This is a genomic window from Pseudoalteromonas sp. S1612 (genome assembly GCF_005887175.1).
Classification (GTDB): domain Bacteria; phylum Pseudomonadota; class Gammaproteobacteria; order Enterobacterales; family Alteromonadaceae; genus Pseudoalteromonas; species Pseudoalteromonas undina.
This window is the reverse complement of the sequence record NZ_PNDH01000006.1, coordinates 36,741-57,880: the sequence shown is the minus strand read 5'-3', so window position 1 is coordinate 57,880 and position 21,140 is coordinate 36,741. Positions and strand designations below refer to the sequence as shown.

The window sequence follows — 21,140 nt, the reverse complement described above, 5'->3', positions numbered from 1 at the left end:
GGTTCGGGGTTCGGGGTTCGGTAATTATCATAGATTCAAAAATAAAAAAGCCAAACAATATAGCGTGTTTGGCTAAATACATGTTGCTTTGAACTAAGCGCCTATAGTGCCTAGCTCGAAACAATAAATTAATCGCGGAAGTTTTTAAACTGAAATGGCTGACCTAAATCGGCAGTGCGTACAACTTGCATAGCAGCTTGTAAGTCATCACGCTTTTTACCCGTTACGCGTACTTCTTCGCCTTGAATAGCCGCTTGCACTTTTACTTTAGAATCTTTAATGGCTTTTACTACTTTTTTAGCCATATCTTTTTCGATACCCTGCTTTAGTGCAACGTTACGAAAAACATTTTTGCCTGCGCGAGAAATCTCTTGAAGTTCTAGGCTCGCAACGTCCATTCCACGCTTAGAAACTTTCCCAGCTAAAATATCAAACAACTGCATAACCTGAGCATCTGCTTCAGCTTTTAATTTAATTGTTTTATCGTTTAATTCAATTGAGGCATCAACCCCTCTAAAATCAAATCGTGTCTCTAATTCACGATTGGCGTTATCAACCGCGTTTTGTGCTTCGTTCATTTCTACTTCAGATACAATATCAAATGAAGGCATGATGTTCTCCTAACTAGCTAATCTTAATTTTATGCGGCAATTATAACGTTAAAATGATAAATCTTTACACTTTTCTGCATCTTGTTCAGGTGCGATACTAATTTAGTTTGATATACTGAGGCTTCTTTTTTATACGATTTTAGGATTTTTTGTGACGAGGCGTGTTTACCAAGCTATTTTTTTAATTAGTATTGTCGCATTTACCTTCTTATTTGCTAAAGAGGTAAAAGGGGCTGCAAACTTATTTCCGCATGTAGATAAAGTGGCGCATTTTGGTATTTTCTTTTTACTTGCCATTATTATGGATAAAGCCTTTAAACTGCCTTTATATGTACAAATATTGCTGTTAGCCGGCTATGGTGCCGCAATAGAAATTATGCAAGATAGCCTCCCTTACAGACAAGCATCACTGGCCGATTTTGTTGCCGACTTTATTGGTGCGGCGAGCTACTTTTTAGCTAAAGCCCTATTAACACTACGTAAAAAGAAGCGTTATGGCTAACATACTTGTTGTTGGTGATGGTGCTATTGGCTTGTTATTTAGCTATTTCTTAGCGAAACATCACACTGTTAATATTCTTACTAAAAAAGGCACCCTTAACACTCGCTTTTATAGCCGTGGTGATGCCCCTTCAGAAAAAATTAACGCTACTTTCATCTCACAACAGCAATTAGCCCAAGCTCCCGAGTTTGACACTGTTTTATTTACAGTTAAAGCGTTTGCAGTGCAACAAGCCTATGCCCAAGTAAAGCCTTATCTTGGTAATAATACCCATATTGTACTGAGTCATAATGGCATGGGTAATGTTGAACAATTAAATGCACAGTTAACAAAGCAGCAGTCGTTGTACTTTTTAACCACTAGCATGGCTGGGTTCAAATCAAACCCTAATATTGTGCAGCATACCGGAAACGGGCAAAGTGTATTAGGGGGCTGTAATCAACTAGCTATGCAAAATATTAAACAGCTTAGTGCGCAATTACACACTATTCCGCAATTAATTGTCAGTAATAATATTGAGCAACTGCGGTTTGAAAAGCTACTGGTTAATATTGCTATAAATCCATTAACCGCTCTGTATAATATAAAAAACGGCCAGTTGCGTGCGCCACAGTTTAATAGCTCAATTATTAATTTATTAACTGAAGCGTGCCACACTGCGACCGCGCTTAAACTTAATATTAAGCTTATTGATGCCCTCGAGCGCGCCTATAAGGTGATGAGTTTAACCGCAGAGAATTACTCATCTATGCATCAAGACGTTTTGCATAATAGGCAAACTGAGATCATGGCAATTTGTGGTTATATTAGTGAACAAGGCAAGCAACATAATATTGCGACCCCGTATAACGACGCTTTACTCGCTGAAATTTTGGCAAAAAAAAGCGCGGAATAAATCCGCGCTTTTAAAATATTTAGCCATTAACGACGATAGACTTTTACAGTGGTAAAGCCTTCTTCGTGAAGAATAAGCGCTTGTAACTGGCTCATTACCCCTTTTTGACAATATAAGTAATAGTCTTTACCTTTAGGTAAATCACCAAACTTAGTTGCTAAACGGAAAAACGGTAAATGAATAACTTCAATACCATCAATTTCAAGCGGAGCAGCATCTTCTTCCTCAGGTGAGCGAATATCAACAACAACCGCTCCCTCTGGTAACTCTGTAACTGACTCAGCTTCTTTAAGCTCTTGCTTAGCTTCAACATCGATATCGCGCACATCCATAACACGGGCGTTATCAATAACGGTATCTAATACGTCAAAATCAAACTTCTCTTCTTCTGCTTTAATGACTTCAATTTTGGCTTTAACCGTCGGCTTTTTAGAGATCACACCACAGTATTCAGGCATCGTCTCAGCCATTTCTGCAGTACCTATTTGGCGCGCTATATTAATGATCTCTTGCTTATCATGTTGGATAAGTGGGCGTAAAATCAGCGTCTCGGTTACACGGTCAATCACGCTTAAATTAGCTAAGGTTTGGCTAGACACCTGACCTATACTTTCACCCGTTACCAAAGCTTGAATATTTAGTTTTTCAGCAACGGCACTACCCGCTCGCATCATCATACGTTTAAGCACAACACCCATTTGGCTGTTCTCAACGTTTTCTAAAATTTCAGCAACAACCGGTTCAAAATCAACAGTAATAAACTTAACTTTATGTGTAGAGCTGTATTGTTTCCATAGATAGTAGCTCGCTTGCTTAACCCCAATTTCATGGGCAGCACCGCCTAAGTTAAAGAATAAAAAGTGTGTACGAGCGCCTTTACGGATCATCTGATAACTGGCAACGCCAGAATCAAATCCACCAGACATAAGCGATAATACATCGTCTTGTGTTGGCAGTGGAAAGCCCGCCATTCCTAAATGGGTTTGCGTCACTATGTAGGCTTTTTCGTCTTTAATTTCTAAACGAATCGTTACCTCAGGGCGGCTTAGCTTTACTCGGGCTCCTTCAACATGTTGATTAAGCCCGCCACCAACGTAGCGCTCTAATTCAGTTGAAGTAAAATCATGTTGACCTATGCGCTTAGCACGTACACAAAAGGTTTTACCAATAATAGTGTGGCCAACTAACGCAATGGTTTTTTGATAGATGTCATCAAGGGTTTTAAAGTCTGTTTCGGTCACTTCAATAAACTGTACGATGCCAGGAATGCGCTGCAAGCTATCAATAAAATCAAGGCGAGTTTGAGCATCATCTAGTTTTGTAACAACTGAAATATTATCCCAGTTATTACGTACTTGTACTTTTTCGTCAACACGACGCAATACAATTTTAATGTTATTTTCTAACACTTTGGTAAAGCGTTTACGGACTGAACGGCTTTTGATGGCTATTTCAGGGTGAAGTTTGACGATAAATTTAAGCATAGTTCAACTCTTAGACTGCGGGAATTCGCGCACCCAGGCATTGGGCGCGGCGGATTATAGCAAAAAATTTAACGCCTAGGAACTAACCAACTCAACAGGCTTAAGGATTCTGGGGGGCAGCATTTGCTAAAAGTGCGTACTTGTCTCTTAACTGATTAATTTTATTTGCGCTTTTTTCTGTACTGTAAGCCTTAAATAAAGTCAGTACTTTTACAATGCCAGGGTAAATATCTTGCTCAACCAGTACACCACTTAGTCTTCTTGCTTTCATATAGGGTGTCCAAAAGCTAACCGTTAATTTTAGCGTATGAGCAAGTTCAATGGCATCTTGTTCATCAATGGCAATAATTTCACTATCCCGCAAGGCCAAAATGATGTTACGTACCTGCTCAAGTAATTCCTGCTGAAAATCAATGTAACCCTGTTTTAAATGGCTATCGCGAGCAAGAATATCGCCAAGGTTGTCGTAAAAAAAATGATAGCGCCACATTAATTCAAATAGCGAATCTAAATAAGGGCCAAGATGCCCAAAAGCATCGTCGCCTTTATCAACTGGCTTAAAATGAGTACTTAAATGATCGCGATAAAGTGCAAATATATGGCGAATAATGTCTTCTTTATTTTTAAAGTGGTAGTACAGATTACCCGGACTCATGCCTAAACTCGATGCAATATGATTAGTTGATATTGCTCTTTCACCATGTTCATTAAACAATGAAATACTGGTTTGAATTATTTTATCCTTGGTATTCATATACTCATTACTCAATTTTCGAAAATACGATGCTGCATTAAAACAATCCACTAGTATAAACAAATAGTCAGCGTTAAAACAATCAAGGCATGAAGTTCTTCACAATTTACTTACAAGGCTGCTTTGCACACTAAACACTGCTACACTACGGCTAAAAATAATAACACAGTAAATATTATGAAAGTGACCGCAATATACCCAGGCACATTTGACCCTCTTACCAACGGCCACACTGATTTAATTCAGCGTGCGGCTAAAATGTTCGATACCGTTATTGTTGCTATTGCTCATAACCCGAGTAAAAAACCGTGTTTTACTTTAGAAGAACGCGTTGATTTAGCAAATGAAATTTTAAGCCATTTAGATAATGTAAAAGTCATTGGCTTTTCAGGGCTACTCGCAGATCTGGCTCGTGATCATAACGCAAATGTATTGATTAGAGGTATAAGAGCGGTTTCTGATTTTGATTACGAGTTTCAGCTCGCAAATATGAATCGCCGTTTAAACCCTGATTTAGAAAGTGTATTTTTAACACCTGCTGAGCGTAATACCTTTATATCATCAACGCTAGTAAAGGAAGTTGCACGCCATAACGGTGATGTGAGTGAGTTTGTTGACACCATAGTAATGAAAGCCCTGCAATCTAGGCTGGGGAAAACCAAGCATTAAACACAACACCTAGCGTATCATTACATTGCGCTAGGTAGCTTTGCTCTTGCTGGAAACAGAACGTTCTTAAGCCTCACTAAACCCAAAAAGTCTTTATTGATAAAGAAAATAGCTATCATCACAAAATCCATAAGATTAATTCCCAAAGAATAAAATGACCAGAACCACCATGGTGAGCTGTTACTAAAAACAAGTACATCTAGATGCATGCCAAAAAATAACAGTGAGTTTATGCTTAGCCCTAATAATAGATAAGAAGATATGATGTTTTTATTTAAGAAGTTACTTGCAATCAAAATAGCCAAAATAGTCATTAGATCAAAAAGTAATAGTTGCATGTAAGAAATATTTTGAATATCAATAAACAAGCTTGAAGAATATGAAACTGACATAATTAGCGACAGCCATAAGGCCTCTTTTTTGGGTTTATTTATACTCGTTACTAATGAGTATAAAAAAGCCATTAAAAAACCCCATTGAACAAATGCGCCTAGGTAAAGAGATACATATGGGTTGAGCAAGAAGTCATTCATTTGAAATCCCGCTTTTATCTTTTAGCGTTATTGTCTGTGTATATCTATTTATATTTACGGGATCTAGGTTTAATACCAAAGAAGCGACCATTAATAAATCAATCATATTTATAGAAATAGAGTAAAAACTCCAAAACCACCACTCTTTAATAGTTCCAAGAATGTATAAATCATAATAAATCAAACTAACTAAAAGACTATTTATAGTTAAACCTATAATGATGAGATATGCAGGTAAAGAAGGAGTGACAAAAGCTTTTTTAATCGCAAGAATAATAAAAGCAATAGTTAAAAAATCGTAAAATATCCAATTGAGATAAACATGTTTTACTATATATAAATAATCACTTAATACATATGAGCACAGCATTATTGCAGCTAAATATAGGGAGGATTTATGTGGCGTATTAATACTTTTAACTAAACAATACAGAAAAGCCATTAAAAAGCCCCACTGAATGAATGCGCTTACATATTCACCAAGGATATAGCTTATATACATGTTTACGAAAAGTTGTTTTCTGGTTGGGTATTTGAGCCTTTGAAGAGTTTGTTTTTTAATTTATGAAGACCAAGGAAATCTCTGTCTACAATTAAAACTACGATCATTATCAAATCGATAATATTCACGCCAAAAGTATATACATCCCACAGAATCCAAGGTTCACGATTATTACTTAGGTACATGTCAAAATACATAAATAGGCTAAGTATAGAGTTTATAAAGAGACCTAAAATTATGTATAGAAAAGAGGATGTTGTCTTTTTTAGCAAGAAAAAGGCTAATGTCAAAGCCGCTATAGTTGCATAATCGTATAGAGCCCAATCTAAATATAGTGAATTTTCTATTGATAACCAAGTAAAGAAATAATCAGATAAAGTGTAAGAAATCATCATAATAAATGAACTGAGTAATAAGGTAGTATCCCTTTTAATACCTAAAGAAAATACAAAAGTATTAAAAAAAAATGCCATCAAGAAGCCCCAGCTTGCAAAAGCAGACAGCGAGAAAAAACCAAAAAACTCAGTTAAAAACATTCATGACCTTTAATGTTACTTAGGCTTACTAGTGTCAAGTATAACGCCACCACGATGAAGTTCTGCACCAGCTGCAGTCATCGCCTCTTGAGATATACTTACTGTATCAGATTGTAGGGTTTTAGGGCTAGCAGTTTGTTCCATTGCAGGCTTTAATTGTTGCGTTTTGTTGTATGCTTGCATTTGTACTTGGCTGTTCGCTGAAATTTGCATGTGATTAATCCTTTTGAGTATTAAATTTATTATTGGCGCAAATTTAAATCACACCACCTGAAGCAGTTACTAAATAACTGCAGTAACGCATTGCCTACGTTGTTTAATTGACTCAACAACACGCTACAGAACAATAAAAGCAAACGATATGCCAACTTTAAATTAATAGTATATTAATTAAAAAATTATTTTATTTTACTCAAAAAAAAACGCATCGGGGTCACCGTGCGTTTTTTATCCTAGGGATTGCTCAAGCCACGTTTTTACAGGGGATCTCCATGCTATTACTTGGCTTTAACATATATTCCATTGCGACTTCATCACAGTTTTCTTTGCGTAAACATAGCTCGCAATCTTTCATTACTTTTTCAGGTAGGCTCTCTTTATTACAGAAACTAAACCGCTGATTTTCGAAAAAGTCAGGTACACGAGTCAGAACAATGACACGATTAAGTGCCAACTTTTTGGCTTTCACTAATAAGTGTTCAACCAGTTCTCGTCCCTGCCCCGTTACTGCGCTTTTAGGATCAATGCCTAATGAACGTATTTCAGCTAATCCTGTGTCGTAAATATAAAGTGAAGCACAACCCGATACCTGACCGTCTATCTCGGTTACGGCAAACTCATTAATTGAGTGCACCATATCACTTTTAGCTCGCGGTAAATTTTCGCCGACTGTTGCCCAGTGCTGTACGAGTTTAGCAATTGCTTCTACGTCATCTAAGTTGGCATCACGAACCGTTATTTGCTGTTTTTTTTTCGCGTCTTTCACCGCTTTGCTTACTTGCTCTAATGATGTACCGCCAAGCGCTTGGCGTGCTTTTATACAGGCGTCAATTTCAAGTACCGGATACACGTCATCTTCAAACACTGGATTTACTGATTTATACTGCTCTAGTGAAAGCTCCTCTAACGTTTTACCTTCACTAATGGCTAGTTGCACCAACACCCCAACAATATGATGCCCTTCTCTGAACGGCACTCCTTTAGCGACTAAGTAATCAGCAAGTTCGGTTGCATTCGCGTGGCCACCTTTTGCCGCTGCAAGGGTTTTATCTGCTTTAACTTTTATACCTTTAATACACGCTTGTGCCATATGAATACACGCAAGCCATGTTGGCATGGCATCAAAAATGCCTTCTTTGTCTTCTTGCATGTCTTTATTGTAGGCAAGCGGTAGTGCTTTTAGAGTCATCATCATTGCGCTAAACGCACCAAACACCCGGCCAGTTTTACCACGAATTAGCTCTAATGCATCTGGGTTTTTTTTCTGTGGCATTAAAGATGAACCCGAGGTCACATTATCGGCCAGTTCAATAAAGCCAGCTTCGCCTGAGTTATAAAAAATCAGGTCTTCAGACATCCGCGATAAGTGGATCATAGAAATAGACGCGCAGCTTAATAGCTCAACCACAAAGTCACGATCAGATACGCCATCTAAACTATTTTTAGTCGCGCCAGTAAATCCTAGCCCTTGTGCAAGTGCATGGCGGTCAATCGGGTATGCAGTGCCTGCAAGAGCGCCACTGCCGAGTGGGCAATAATTCATTCGTGCTTGGGCATCTTGTAATCGACTTTCATCACGCTCAAGCATTTCTACATAAGCCATACACCAATGGCTAAATAACACCGGTTGTGCACGTTGTAAGTGGGTATAACCTGGTAATATTGTGCCAAGCTCACGTTCAGCTAAGCCAATAAACTCTGCTTTAAGTTGCGCAATTGCTTTTAAAATATGATCGGCGGTATCGCGGCACCAGAGTCTAAAGTCGGTAGCAACTTGGTCGTTACGGCTTCGGCCTGTGTGTAACTTTTTAGCTAAATCACCTACTTTTTCAATTAGTGCAGCTTCAACATGCGAGTGAATATCCTCTGCACCTGAGGTAGCTACAGCCATTGGGTCTGCTTTTACCTCTTCAAGTAACTCATAAAGTGCCGATACCAGCTTTTTGTGCTCATCACTAGATAACACGCTTACTTGTTCAAGTGCACCAGCCCATGCAACAGAGCCAATTATATCTTGCTCTGCTAATTGATAATCGAAGGGAAGTGAATCGTTAAACTGTTTAAACGCTTCATCTGGACCCGTAGAAAAACGTCCGCCCCATAATGCCATGAAATTTCTCCAAACCCGATAATAGCCCCTTAATTCCAAGGGGCATAAAAAATTACTTTTTAGCTAATGCTGAAATTCTGCTTGATAGCGAGAATAAACGAATAAAGCCTTCTGCGTGCGATTGGTCATAAACATCGTCTTCACCAAAGGTAGCAAAATCTTCGCTATATAAACTGTTAGGTGATTTTTTCTGAACCGCTGTCACTTGGCCTTTATAAAGCTTAAGTACCACTTCGCCCGTTGCTAGTGTAGAAAGCGCTTCTGCACCGGCTAAAATAGAATCTTTTAGCGGCGTAAACCAACGACCGTCGTAAACTAAGTGTGAAAATTCACCACCGAGTACTTCTTTCCATTTACGGCTCGCTTTATCAAGTACTAACTCATCAATTGCTTGAAGCGCTGCCATGATCACAGTACCGCCTGGCGTTTCATAACAACCACGCGATTTCATACCCACTAAACGGTTTTCTACAATATCAACACGACCAACACCATGTGGTGATGCAATGTCGTTTAATTTAACTAAACAATCATAAGGTTTAAGCTCTTCGCCATTTACAGCAACCACTTCACCTTCAACAACCGATAAAGTGACGTGTTCAGCTTTATCAGGTGCTTGCTCTGGAGAGTTAGTCCAGGTCCATACTTGCTCACTTGGTTCACACCATGGGTCCTCAAGCTCGCCGCCTTCGTGTGAAATATGCCATGCGTTAGCATCACGACTATAAATTTTTGTTGCTGACGCAGAACATGGAATATCACGCTCGGCTAGGTAATCAAGCAATGATTCACGGCTTGATAAATCCCACTCACGCCAAGGCGCAATCACTTTTAAATCAGGTGCGAGTGCGGCAAAACATGACTCAAAACGTACTTGGTCGTTACCTTTGCCTGTACAGCCGTGAGAAAGTGCATCGGCACCTACTTTACGCGCAATTTCTACTTGCGCTTTAGCAATAATTGGACGCGCCATAGAGGTACCAAGTAAATAAGTCCCTTCATATATAGAACCCGTTTTAAGCGTTGGGTAAATATAATCGCTTACCATCTCATCTTTTAAATCAACCACGTAACACTCAGATGCACCTGACGCTATAGCTTTAGCTTCTACGCCTTCAAGTTCTTCAGCGCCTTGGCCAACATCGGCAACAAAGGCAATAACTTCACAGCCGTAGTTCTCTTTTAACCATGGCACGATAGCCGATGTATCAAGACCACCTGAATAGGCTAAAACGACTTTTTTAATTGAACTCATAGGTGTTCCTTAACAAAATTTGGATTTAACAATGTAACTAATAGCGCATTTTGCGCATGCATGCGGTTTTCTGCTTGCTGTATAATTTTTGATGCAGGGCCATCCATTACCTCAGAAGTAATTTCAAACTCACGGTGTGCCGGTTGGCAATGTAATACCGTAGTTGCACCGGTTTTTTCTAACAATGCCTGGTTTAATTGATAAGGCATGTATTTTTCTTTTACTTGCTCAAGAGGAGTTGTATCCCCCATTGATACCCAGGTATCGGCGTAAACAACATTAGCGCCTACTGCAGCCTCAACCCTGTCACTTACCATTACAGAAGCGCCATTCATCGCTGCTATTTGCTCTGCTTTTTTAAGTACTTGCGAATCAGGTGAGCTGCCTTTTGGTGTTACAGCGACAAAGTCTGTTCCTAAAGTAGCGGCTAATAGCATTAATGAGTGCGTTACATTATTGCCCTCACCTAGGTAGGCAAGCTTTAACTGGCTAACATCACCATGAACTTCTTGTAGCGTTAAAAAATCAGCTAATGCTTGGCATGGGTGATATAAATCACACAAACTGTTAATCACAGGAACGGATGAATACTCACCGAGTGTCGTTAACGTACTGTGCTGATTAACCCGCGCAACAATCCCGTCTGCCCAAGTCGAAATATTTAAGGCAAAATCTTTTATTGATTCGCGGGCGCCCATTGCACCATTTTGTTGGTCAAGGTAAACCGCATGGCCCCCTAAACGGTTTATACCAATATCAAATGAAAGGCGAGTACGTAAACTTTGCTTTTCAAACAAAGTAACCACTGACTTACCAGCTAGCACTTGGCTATATTTACTTGGGCTTTCTTTAATATCTTGCGCTAACTTTAATAAATTTAGTGCGCCTTGTTGGTCTAATTCTAGACCCGTTAAAAAATCTTTAAACATGTTCAACCTATGGTGTTACTTTAGTTCCGACATGCTCGCCTTGCAGCAAAGCAGTTAAGTTTTCTGGCTTTTGCCAGCTGGAAATGTACACACCGCGTCGTAAATGTTGGGCTGCGTGAAGACTGGTCTTAACTTTGACCTCCATCCCGCCCAAAATTACTCCCTCTGCAATTAAAGTATCAATGTGTTTTGTGTCAAGTTGATGTAAAGGCTGCTTATTGGCATCAAGTACCGCCTCTACGTCCGTCATAAAAATAAGTTCTGCATTTAAATTATTTGCCATTGCGGCGGCTGCTTCATCGGCATTAACGTTGTATAACAAGCCCTGCTCATCAAAGCCGATAGAACTGATGATTGGTAACCGGCCAGCACTGAGTAAATCATTAATAATAGAATCAGCATTGTTGTGACATTGACCTACTTGACCCAATGCTTTTAATTTTTGCGAGGCGGTGATCCCTGCTTCATATAAACTTAACCCCACCGGCTTATGACCAACACTAATTGCTTGCGCCATGAGTTGTTTGTTTGCCGCACCCGCAAGGGCTCCAACAATATAAGGCATCTGTTCTTTAGGGCTAATACGTAAACCTTGGTGTTTAGCACTGGCAAAACCAGCCTCTTTTAACCAGCTATCAACTAATGAGCCACCCCCATGCACAATCACAAACTGTGCATCATCTTGCTCGTTGAGTATTTCAAATAATGCTTTAGCGGCATTTTCAGTATTGAGTACTGCACCACCGAGTTTAATAACCCACGTTTTACTGCTCATCTAAACGCTCCTATTAGACCTGTAGTGTGAGGCAAGCCCATTGATAAATTAATACATTGCAAAGCCTGACCAGCTGCCCCTTTTAATAAGTTGTCAATTGCTGCCATTACTATTAACTGTGAGCCTTGCTGCTGCCACGCAATATCTACATAAGGTTGTTTGGCCACTCCTTTAATCGAAGGGGTTTTGCTGCCAAGCAAACGAATTAATGGCTCATCAGCCAATACTTGATAAGCTTTAGCTACTTGCTCACTGGTCACACCCGGCTTTAATTGCACATAAATAGTTTCTAAAATACCGCGCGGGAAATTACCTAAATGAGGAGTAAATAACACCTCATGACCTAGGTGCTGTTGTATTTCAGGCCCGTGACGGTGATTAAACAAACCATAGGGTGCAAGTGATACCTCACAAAAATGAGTCCCTAGGCTGGCTTTACGCCCTGCGCCCGTTACGCCAGAAACCGCATTAATAATAATTTTTTCATCACTCAACAAACACGCTTGCTGAAGAGGCTTTAATGCATTTAATGCAGCCGTTGGGTAGCAGCCAGCAACAGCAATTAGCTGAGCATCAGTAATGACTTTACTATTCCATTCAGCAAGACCATAAGCCGCTTGATTAAGTAGTTCTGGATGTTGGTGTTCAAAACCATAATAAGTAACGTAATCATCATTACTTGCAAGACGATAGCCACCGGAAAGGTCAAATACCTTTTTGCCCATCGCTAAAAACTGAGGCGCTAAATCCACACTTACTTTATGATCGGTGCACAGACAAACGTAATCTGCTGAATGAGTGATATCAGCAAGTGCATGTTCATTTAGTGGCTGCAGAGGTAAATCAAGTAATCCTAAATGCTCAGGATACAATTCACTAAGCAATTTATGTTTATCTAAACTTTGCGCTGATACATAACAACCAGTTAGCGAAAGAGTTGGATGTTTTGCTACTAAGCTAGCCAGTTCTGCGCCGCTGTAACCGCTGGCACCTATAATTACTACGTTCATTATTTACTCTTTATCTAAAATTAGTGACCACATTCCATGTTGTTTGTTTACACTAGGGTATAACCCAGCCAAACAGATTAAATTTATGAGTGATAACTATCGTCGTATTGTTTTCATGGCGTAACTTTAATATATTTATGCTTAAAAAGTGAATTGATATTCATAGTAAATACTTTTATATTGTTATGCAATTAAAATGAATACTTATTTTGGAATTTTTTATGTCTCTGCCGTCATTTATTTCGATGTACCAGCAATTGATTGCTGCCCCCTCTATCAGTGCCATTGAAGATCATTTATGTATGAGTAATAAAAGTGTCATTGAATTGCTAGCGCAATGGTGTGAAAGCTTAGGTTTTAACTGTGAAATAATAGAGTTAGAAGGCAACAAAGGTCGCTACAACTTATTAGCAAAACGCGGTCAAGGCGACGGCGGTTTAATGCTGGCAGGTCACACTGATACGGTGCCATTTGATGATAGTCGTTGGAATCACAACCCATTTAAATTAACTGAGCGAGATAACAAACTATTTGGCTTAGGTAGCATTGATATGAAAGGTTTTTTTGCTTTTGTACTGCAGGCTATTAGTGAGCTTGATGAAAAGCAACAAACACAACCAATTTTAATATTAGCCACCGCAGACGAAGAAACCACTATGGCTGGCGCACAACAAATCTGTAAGCACCCAAATTTAAAGCCAAGTCGCTGTATTATTGGTGAACCTACTGATATGACGCCAGTATTTACTCATAAAGGTCATATGAGTACAGCAATAAGAGTTGTCGGCCGTTCAGGACATAGCTCAGATCCCGAACGGGGTCTTAACGCCATCGAAGTGATGCATAAAGTGATTACAAAATTGCTAATCTTAAAAGAACAACTTAAGAATAAATATTCAATAAATTACTTTGAAATTCCTCACCCAACGCTCAATTTAGGTAATATTCATGGGGGCGATAATGCAAATCGGATTTGCGGTTGCTGTGAAATGCACATTGATATGCGCCCTCTTCCTGGCTTAAGTGTACAAGAGCTGCAAGCATTGCTGCTTGATGCAACCTACGATATAAATCAGCAATACCCTAATTCGGTCAGTGTGATTGATTTACATGAGCCAATTCCAGCATTTACAGGAAGCACAGACAGCGCGTTAGTTAAACTAGCCGAAAATATAGCAGGGCAAAAAGCGGTGGCTGTTAATTACTGTACTGAGGCACCATTTATACAACAACTGGGTTGTGAAACCATCGTCATGGGACCGGGTTCAATTAACCAAGCGCATCAGCCCGATGAATATTTAGCGATGGAAAAAATAAAGCCTTCGCAACAAATTATCAGCAACCTCATAAAGGCGAGTTGCTTTTAATCAGTAACAAAAAAGACGCTATTAAGCGTCTTTTTTATAGCATTTATATTTAACCTGAACTCTGAGTAATATATCTATCTCAAGCAGCTATTTTTAGCGCTAACTGCGTTGAATTTACTTGCAATAGGCTAGCTATTGACGCGTAAGTTCGCCTTGTTTTCACTGAAAATCTCTGGCTAGAGAAAATAAACATAAATATCATCTTCGATTCAATATGTTAGTAAATCTCTTAACCAGAGTTCAGGTTAGTTACATATATTTTCGTAAATACTTTTTAAATACAGGGTCGGTTTGAGCTAGTTCTTTCTGCTCTTCTAATATCTCTTTTAATATTGCACCTGATGTAAGCGGATTCGCAAGCACCACTCTAAATACCACGGTTGGTTGGTTATCATATTGAACTGGCGTTAAACGTGTACGCGATACAAACGAGCGACCTGATTCACGTTGACGTTTTTGCATGCTTGCAGTAAAACGATTAAGCGCGGCAAAAATATCTAAACGGGTTTGTGCGTTGGCCTGTGCTATCGCATTTTTAATTTGCTTAGGGACATAACGATAAGTTAGCAAACATAGCTCAGGTTCTGATATTAATTCAAAGTCTTCATCAGCTTTTATCAAATCAGCGAAGTAACGGGCTTTTTTAATACTGCGATCGATAAGCATTTCGTAGCCTTTACGACCAATAACACGTAAGCAAGCATGCACTAACATCGCCATACCAGGGCGGCTCCCCTCAAGGGTATGGCTGCCTAAATCTTTAGAGCCTTTACGTAAAATATATTCAGCATGGTGCTCGATGGCATCAGTTGCAGCAGGGTCTTTAAACAGCACCAAACCTGCTCCCATCGGTACATACATTTGTTTATGCGCATCAATGGTGATTGAATCTGCATGCTCAATACCTTTTAAAAGGTGCCTATGGGTATTAGAGAGTAAAGTAGCTCCGCCCCACGCCGCATCAACATGAAAGTGGCAATTAATCTCTTGTGCTAAATTAGCCATGTCTTCAAGTGGATCGATATTACCAGTTTCAGTCGTTCCGGCTACACCAATAATTGCCATCACTTTAATGCCTTGCGCTTCAAGCTCTAGCGCTTTTTCTCGCATAGCATCTACATCAACTTTATTATCAGCCGATGTTTTAATACCAATTAAATTCTCACGGCCAATACCTAATAAATCAACCGATTTGCCTAATGAGTAATGACCTCGCTCAGAGATTAAAACCGCCAGTCCTTTGTAACCATAATGAAGCATTCCCGCCACTAAACCTTGTGCAGCAATGCCTTTAAAGTTGCCATCCGCTTTCAATAAGCGGTTGCGGGCAATCCAAAGTGCTGTAATGTTAGCTACTGTGCCACCAGAGCAAAATGCTCCTAAAGAGGTTTTTGCACTGTGCATCCATTTAGAATAAAAGCCATCATTTTGTCCATAAGCTAAATGATGCATCATTCCTAAAACTTGACGCTCTAATGGGGTAAACGCTTTTGAGGTTTCTATTTTTACAAGGTTTTGATTTAGCCCAACCATTAATTTCGATAACGGCAGTAAAAAATGTGGCAGAGCAGATGTCATGTGACCAATAAAGCTTGGCGCTGCGGTATGTACAGAATGAGCAACCAGCTGTTCCATAATATCTTGGGCATAGCAAGACACAAACGTTGGCTCTTCAGGGATAGCCGCAGATTGAAAATCTTTTTCTATTTCATGTAATGGTTTTTCAATTGCCGCGATATTTTCGTTTAAGAAACCTGCTAAATTACTCGAAATTTCAAGCTCTATTTTGCTCAAAGTTGAGTCAGGGGCCTCTGGAACGGTAAATATCCGTTTGAGGCTTTCTTTAGAGGCGACGGCACAACGCTTTTGATCCATCTTCATACCTAGTGTGTGACTAAAACACCTGTTAGTTTGTAAAACACGCTAATTTAAGGTGTTTTTAAGCAACGGCATTTCTAAAAAATTGCGCTAACTTTACTGCAATATGACAAAAATGTCTCGTTTTAAGCCATAAAAGACAATACAAAATAGATAACATTTCACTATTTTTTATATTTAGTACAAAGGGTAATTAAAATATTGGGCATTTATAATTTTTAAGTATAATAAATCTAACAAAAAATAAGGATGTTACATGCTAAAAGGAAATCTAAAATTAACTCGGTTGGCGCTCGGTACCGTCTTTTTTTTAGTCAGCTTAATAATTTACAGTTACTACACCTACACTGCCATCAATAATGATGTGATACGCAGCATTGATAATCGTTTATTAAATGCAGCCACTAGCGTAAAGTACATTTTAGGTAGTGATTATCACGATAAAGTAGCGCAAGAAATTAGCTTTTCAAGCTATCAAAATAAAGCCGACCAGCTTTCGGCATTGGCCAATGATTTAAATATAGATTATTTATATTCAATGGTACTGATTGATGAAAATGTTTATTTTACTGCCTCTAGCTACACTCAAGATGATCAAAATAACGGTAAAGTTACTCAGTTTTTAGATCTTTATCCCGAAGCCACGCCTATAACTATGGCTGCATTTTTATCAACGGCCCCTATTTTTGAAACCTCAACAGCGCATCGCGGCCATTCTAAAACAGTATATATTCCTCATCTGGCAAAAAATGGCAGAACCTATATTACAGCTGCAGATATTAGCGTTGATAAAATTAGCAATGCGTTAAAAACAGACTTATATCAATCTATGTTTCATTTTTGCTGCGTAATTATTATTTTATTAATAGTTTATACTCTTTATTACTATGGAGTACGTCGTTCATTAATGAGCGACCATGCAAGCGGATTCGAAAATCATATTGCCTTAGAAAAACGGCTAAAAAAAAGCAATGAACATCATTTACAAATTGCGATTATTTTAGTGAACGAAATTGATAATATCAGCCGTTTTTTTGGCACAAAAACAGCCGATGAAGTGATGAAAAAGCTGCTCACTCACTTTAAGCAGCAAGCCCGTTTGCACGCACGTATTTATCGTATTGCAACTAATAAACTCGCTATTTTGACTGATAAAGAAACTCCCTTTGATGAGCTATATAGCATCATACAATCGCATAATAAAAATATACCGTTTTTAAATCAGCCTTTTATTTATATTACACTTAACGCTGGTGTAGCTAGAGGCAATAAGTCATTACTGCTTAAGAATGCTCATATTGCGTTACTGCAATCTAAGCAGGGCGATCAGAGCATAGTTAACTACTGTGAGGCAATTAACGACGCTAAATCTCTATATTTATATAATGTTGAAATAGCAAAAGAAATTCGTGAAGCATTTGATGCTCATCGTGTTGTTCCTTACTTTCAGCCGGTTATAAATACTCATACCGATGAAGTTATTAGGTATGATTGCTCACCGAGAATAGTCACTTCACAAGGGGAGATTTTAACCCCTGATACCTTTGCAAATGCACTAAATAGACTGCGTATGAATGGCATGTTAACCCATGCCCTGTTTACTCAATGTGTTTCACGTTTTCGTAAATCAGCAATTTGTTGGGAGTTAACGCTGTGCGCTGAAAACATTGCAGATCCCACTATTTATGATCATATTGCGTATGAGCTTCATCGCTACCCTAATCCTGAAAACATTACTATTTCAATTTTAGAGTCGCAGGTTATTTCACATTACTATGAAATAAAGTCATTTATCGCAATGGTAAAAAGTAAGGGGGCAAAGGTGGTGATGCACTGCTGGGGTAATGAGTTTATTAATACTCTTAATACTTTAAAAGTGGAGGTTGATGGTATAAAACTCGATGGAGCAATCGCAAAGCAGCTATTAAATGATGCAAATACGTCGCTATTTATATCCTACATCACTGATATAGCCCAGCAGCTTGAACTTGAATTGGTTGTTGAAGCGGTAGAAAGTAATACGGTTGCAGAGTTACTCAGCCAACTAAATGTGACGCTGATGCAAGGTAGTTTCCTTGGCAAACCAACGCCACATGTTACTGAGTTTAAAAAAGCAATGGATTAGTTATTAATATTAATGGCTAGTCGGTGGCTTTGCTGACCACTGGCCCAGTACTTACGCTCAAAAGGAGTAATTGCTTCGTCTGATTCAAACAACGCAGTTTGACAAGGATACCCTGCTAACTCGAGCGCCCTGGCAAACTCTTTAACATAGATATCCCAGTTACTGCGCACTTCAAGCAAACCACCTAATTTAACAATAAAGGGGAAGATAGCCGCCCCATGCCAGCGCCGTTGAATGTGCTTAGACTTAGGCCAAGGGTTTGGATATAGCAAATAGTGATGAGTAGGCCGCCAATTAGCAGCGACAGCTAAACGCCAAAAATCATTTAAGTCAGCTTGCACCAAAATGTATTGACCACTCTCAGTTTGTTTATACTCAACATCATGCTTATCAAGTCGGTGAGATGACTTATCAATGCCCACAACTAACGCATCAGGATGACGTTTCGCTAAATTAGCAGTGCTTTCGCCAACGCCACAACAGGAGTCTAAAATAAGCGGTCCATCAAAGGCTTGTACCTTAGCATTAACTTCATCAAATGCGGTTTGAGTATGCGCTGCAATTGGCTTTTTAAACTCGGCTTGTAAGTGTTTATTAACTATTTCATCAAGCTTTTCATGAAGTCCCGCTTGATTAGATACAATACTACGTGAATTTGCATCGCTCATTAGTGTCTTAGCCCCACACCTTTTTTAATTAGCGTCAGTGCTAAAGTAAATAATACGCTGATAAACACCAACAACACCGCAATCGCAACTGTTAAATCAACATCAGAAACACCTAAGAATCCGTATCTGAATGCGTTAACCATATAAATAATAGGATTTATTTGCGACACCATTTGCCAAAAATCAGGCAGTAAAGTGATTGAGTAAAACACCCCGCCTAAATAAGTTAGAGGCGTTAAAATAAAGGTCGGAATAATGCTTATGTCATCAAAACTGTTTGCATAAATAGCGTTGATTAATCCGCCCAAGGCAAACACCGCCGAGGTAAGAATAACAGTGGCTATAATCACAAAAATATTATGTATTTGTATATCTACAAAAAATAAAGAAACGCACGTTACAATAAAGCCAACCATAATGCCACGGGTCATGCCTCCGCCCATATAACCCAACACAATGATGTAATTAGGCACAGGTGCAACCAATAACTCTTCAATACTTTTTTGAAACTTAGTTGAGTAAAAGCTCGAAGCCACATTCGAGTAAGAGTTTGTTATAACTGACATCATAATAAGGCCAGGAACAATAAACTCCATGTAACTAAAGCCGCCCATATCGCCAATACGCGAGCCTATTAAATTTCCAAAAATAACAAAATATAAGCTCATAGTAATCGCTGGCGGTACTAAGGTTTGCACCCAAATACGCAAAAAACGAATACACTCTTTAATCCAAATACTTTTTAAGGCTACGCCATATTTAAACATTTATTCGCCCCGCCCTTGCTCTAATAAACCTACAAATAATTCTTCTAATCGATTTGCTTTATTACGCATGCTTAGCACAGTATTTCCTTGTTCGGTTAACGCGCTAAATACAGCATTGAGCCCTTGTGATTTAGCCACTTCAACTTCAATGGTGTGCTCATCAGTCATAGTGAAATTATACCCTTCAAGCGTCACCGGTTTGGTAGGCTGTTTTAAATCCAATACAAAGGTTTCTTTGTCTAATTTAGCTAACAAGGCTTTTATGGTGGTGTTTTCAACTATGCGACCGGTATCAATTATAGCGATGTTTTTACACAGTAATTCGGCTTCTTCAAGGTAGTGAGTGGTTAAAATAATGGTCACACCTTGTTCGTTAATTTGCCTTAAAAACTCCCACATTGAGCGGCGCAGCTCTATATCAACGCCCGCTGTTGGTTCATCTAAAATAAGTAACTTTGGTTCATGCATTAAGGCGCGTGCAATCATCAAACGACGCTTCATACCACCAGAAAGGGTACGCGCTTGCTTATCTTTTTTCTCAAGTAACCCTAGCTGTGCTAAGTACTTGTCAGCACGTTTGTGCGCTTGCGCGCGAGGAACACCATAATAACCTGCTTGATTAACGAGTATTTGGCTTAGGGTTTCAAACTGGCTAAAGTTAAACTCTTGCGGCACTAAACCTAAGTTAGCTTTCGCTGCTTCTAGGTCGGTATCAATATCATGACCAAATACTTCAACTTTACCTTTGGTCTTATTAACTAAAGAAGATATCACCCCAATAGTGGTTGATTTACCCGCCCCATTTGGACCAAGTAGTGCAAAAAAGTCACCTTCATGCACTTGTAAATCAACGCCTTTTACTGCCTCAACCCCATTTTTGTAAACCTTGGTAAGGCCTTCAATATTTAAAGCAATGTTTTGCTTATTCATTTCTTACCCTCACCATAACCCCAGCGCTTTGTGAGATTATGTTCAATATTTAAATGATCTAAAATTCGCGCCACCATAAAATCAACTAAGTCTTCTATGCTTTGTGGTTGATGATAAAAACCAGGTGCAGCGGGCATGATAGTGACCCCTAAACGCGACAATTTAAGCATATTTTCTAAGTGAATTTCGCTAAACGGAGTTTCTCGAGGGACTAAAATAAGTTGACCTCGCTCTTTTATCACCACATCGGCAGCGCGCTCTAATAAGTTATCTGATGCGCCGACTGCAATCGCAGACACAGACCCGGCACTACATGGACATACTATCATTTTTTTCGGTGCTGCTGAGCCCGAAGCCACCGGACTGAACCAATTATCTTTGCCAAATACCTTTAATTGTTCAGGCTTGGCGTTAAATAATGCACTTAACTGCTCGGTAGCTTTATCTTCATTCCCTGATAGCTTTATATTGGACTCGGTATCAAAAACTACGCGCGCGGCACTTGAGATAAGCACATACACTTGAAATTGTTGTTCAAGTAACACTTCCAACAGCCTTAACCCATATGGTGCGCCTGATGCGCCACTAAATGCTAAGGTAATTGTATCTTTAAATTGCACA

22 protein-coding genes are annotated in these 21,140 nt (G+C 39.1%); 5 read left to right on the top strand and 17 right to left on the bottom strand.

All coding sequences use genetic code 11. The annotated features are described in order from the left end of the window. Positions 1 to 128: 128 nt before the first annotated feature. A complete protein-coding gene (locus CWB78_RS02600; protein ID WP_008113183.1) occupies positions 129 to 611 on the bottom strand; it encodes a YajQ family cyclic di-GMP-binding protein in 483 nt (160 codons plus the stop codon). 151 nt (positions 612 to 762) lie between these two features. Here CWB78_RS02600 and CWB78_RS02595 point away from each other — a divergent pair, with 151 nt between their 5' ends. Together CWB78_RS02595 and CWB78_RS02590 are read left to right on the top strand one after the other, a co-directional pair. Then, positions 763 to 1,113, top strand: coding sequence for a VanZ family protein (locus CWB78_RS02595; protein WP_138594094.1), 351 nt, complete (start codon positions 763 to 765; stop codon positions 1,111 to 1,113). Then, positions 1,106 to 2,008: a ketopantoate reductase family protein gene (locus tag CWB78_RS02590; RefSeq protein WP_138594092.1), complete on the top strand. Its 903-nt coding sequence runs from the start codon at positions 1,106 to 1,108 to the stop codon at positions 2,006 to 2,008. The genes CWB78_RS02595 and CWB78_RS02590 overlap by 8 nt, the downstream gene beginning before the upstream one ends. A gap of 26 nt (positions 2,009 to 2,034) precedes the next feature. Here CWB78_RS02590 and thiI read toward each other — a convergent pair whose 3' ends face one another. After that, positions 2,035 to 3,492 carry a tRNA uracil 4-sulfurtransferase ThiI gene (gene thiI, locus CWB78_RS02585; protein WP_075170684.1) on the bottom strand — a complete coding sequence of 486 codons (1,458 nt, stop codon included), beginning with the start codon at positions 3,490 to 3,492 and terminating at the stop codon, positions 2,035 to 2,037. A gap of 100 nt (positions 3,493 to 3,592) precedes the next feature. Beyond that, a complete protein-coding gene (locus CWB78_RS02580; RefSeq protein ID WP_138594090.1) occupies positions 3,593 to 4,246 on the bottom strand; it encodes a TetR/AcrR family transcriptional regulator in 654 nt (217 codons plus the stop codon). A gap of 177 nt (positions 4,247 to 4,423) precedes the next feature. Here CWB78_RS02580 and coaD point away from each other — a divergent pair, with 177 nt between their 5' ends. Beyond that, the gene (coaD, locus tag CWB78_RS02575; RefSeq protein ID WP_024601870.1) at positions 4,424 to 4,915 is read left to right on the top strand and encodes a pantetheine-phosphate adenylyltransferase; all 492 of its coding nucleotides are present in this window, start codon (positions 4,424 to 4,426) and stop codon (positions 4,913 to 4,915) included. Positions 4,916 to 4,935: 20 nt separating this feature from the next. On the opposite strand, the gene CWB78_RS02570 is transcribed toward coaD, so the two are convergent. The 9 genes from CWB78_RS02570 to argC form a co-directional block, all read right to left on the bottom strand. Next, positions 4,936 to 5,448, bottom strand: coding sequence for a hypothetical protein (locus tag CWB78_RS02570; protein WP_109875632.1), 513 nt, complete (start codon positions 5,446 to 5,448; stop codon positions 4,936 to 4,938). Further along, a complete protein-coding gene (locus CWB78_RS02565; protein ID WP_249930379.1) occupies positions 5,441 to 5,890 on the bottom strand; it encodes a hypothetical protein in 450 nt (149 codons plus the stop codon). Before CWB78_RS02565 ends, CWB78_RS02570 begins: the two co-directional genes overlap by 8 nt. Positions 5,891 to 5,952: 62 nt before the next feature. Beyond that, positions 5,953 to 6,486, bottom strand: a complete 534-nt coding sequence (locus CWB78_RS02560) for a hypothetical protein (protein ID WP_109875634.1) — start codon at positions 6,484 to 6,486, stop codon at positions 5,953 to 5,955. A 15-nt stretch (positions 6,487 to 6,501) separates the two neighbouring features. Beyond that, on the bottom strand, positions 6,502 to 6,699 hold the full coding sequence (locus CWB78_RS02555) for a hypothetical protein (RefSeq protein ID WP_109875635.1): 198 nt from the start codon (positions 6,697 to 6,699) through the stop codon (positions 6,502 to 6,504). Positions 6,700 to 6,949: 250 nt separating this feature from the next. Then, entirely contained in the window at positions 6,950 to 8,815 is a 1,866-nt protein-coding gene (argH, locus tag CWB78_RS02550) for an argininosuccinate lyase (RefSeq protein ID WP_055013185.1), read from the bottom strand. A gap of 52 nt (positions 8,816 to 8,867) precedes the next feature. After that, positions 8,868 to 10,070 (bottom strand): argininosuccinate synthase, encoded by a 1,203-nt coding sequence (locus CWB78_RS02545; protein WP_076920188.1) that lies wholly within the window; start codon positions 10,068 to 10,070, stop codon positions 8,868 to 8,870. Then, entirely contained in the window at positions 10,067 to 10,999 is a 933-nt protein-coding gene (locus tag CWB78_RS02540) for an ornithine carbamoyltransferase (RefSeq protein WP_010391031.1), read from the bottom strand. Before CWB78_RS02540 ends, CWB78_RS02545 begins: the two co-directional genes overlap by 4 nt. Positions 11,000 to 11,006: 7 nt before the next feature. Then, positions 11,007 to 11,774: an acetylglutamate kinase gene (gene argB / locus CWB78_RS02535; protein ID WP_010391030.1), complete on the bottom strand. Its 768-nt coding sequence runs from the start codon at positions 11,772 to 11,774 to the stop codon at positions 11,007 to 11,009. Next, on the bottom strand, positions 11,771 to 12,784 hold the full coding sequence (gene argC / locus CWB78_RS02530) for an N-acetyl-gamma-glutamyl-phosphate reductase (protein WP_138594086.1): 1,014 nt from the start codon (positions 12,782 to 12,784) through the stop codon (positions 11,771 to 11,773). Before argC ends, argB begins: the two co-directional genes overlap by 4 nt. Positions 12,785 to 13,005: 221 nt before the next feature. Here argC and argE point away from each other — a divergent pair, with 221 nt between their 5' ends. Further along, complete coding sequence (gene argE, locus CWB78_RS02525; RefSeq protein WP_010391028.1) at positions 13,006 to 14,151, top strand: acetylornithine deacetylase; 1,146 nt, start codon at positions 13,006 to 13,008, stop codon at positions 14,149 to 14,151. A gap of 249 nt (positions 14,152 to 14,400) precedes the next feature. Here the strand turns inward: argE and panP are convergent, their stop codons facing one another. Next, complete coding sequence (gene panP / locus CWB78_RS02520; protein ID WP_138571145.1) at positions 14,401 to 16,026, bottom strand: pyridoxal-dependent aspartate 1-decarboxylase PanP; 1,626 nt, start codon at positions 16,024 to 16,026, stop codon at positions 14,401 to 14,403. A gap of 259 nt (positions 16,027 to 16,285) precedes the next feature. Between panP and CWB78_RS02515 the strand changes: the two genes are divergently transcribed. Beyond that, positions 16,286 to 18,154: a GGDEF domain-containing protein gene (locus tag CWB78_RS02515; RefSeq protein ID WP_138594084.1), complete on the top strand. Its 1,869-nt coding sequence runs from the start codon at positions 16,286 to 16,288 to the stop codon at positions 18,152 to 18,154. On the opposite strand, the gene trmB is transcribed toward CWB78_RS02515, so the two are convergent. The 4 genes from trmB to CWB78_RS02495 are packed head-to-tail and all read right to left on the bottom strand — an operon-like array spanning position 18,151 to position 21,139. Beyond that, on the bottom strand, positions 18,151 to 18,822 hold the full coding sequence (gene trmB, locus CWB78_RS02510) for a tRNA (guanine(46)-N(7))-methyltransferase TrmB (protein ID WP_033104026.1): 672 nt from the start codon (positions 18,820 to 18,822) through the stop codon (positions 18,151 to 18,153). The two genes, CWB78_RS02515 and trmB, sit on opposite strands and share 4 nt — an antisense overlap. Beyond that, positions 18,822 to 19,589: an ABC transporter permease gene (locus CWB78_RS02505; protein WP_010391022.1), complete on the bottom strand. Its 768-nt coding sequence runs from the start codon at positions 19,587 to 19,589 to the stop codon at positions 18,822 to 18,824. Before CWB78_RS02505 ends, trmB begins: the two co-directional genes overlap by 1 nt. Beyond that, positions 19,590 to 20,519 carry an ABC transporter ATP-binding protein gene (locus CWB78_RS02500; RefSeq protein ID WP_109875640.1) on the bottom strand — a complete coding sequence of 310 codons (930 nt, stop codon included), beginning with the start codon at positions 20,517 to 20,519 and terminating at the stop codon, positions 19,590 to 19,592. It abuts the gene before it with no gap. After that, positions 20,516 to 21,139: a flavin prenyltransferase UbiX gene (locus CWB78_RS02495; RefSeq protein ID WP_055013178.1), complete on the bottom strand. Its 624-nt coding sequence runs from the start codon at positions 21,137 to 21,139 to the stop codon at positions 20,516 to 20,518. Before CWB78_RS02495 ends, CWB78_RS02500 begins: the two co-directional genes overlap by 4 nt. Between the last annotated feature and the right edge of the window lies 1 nt (position 21,140).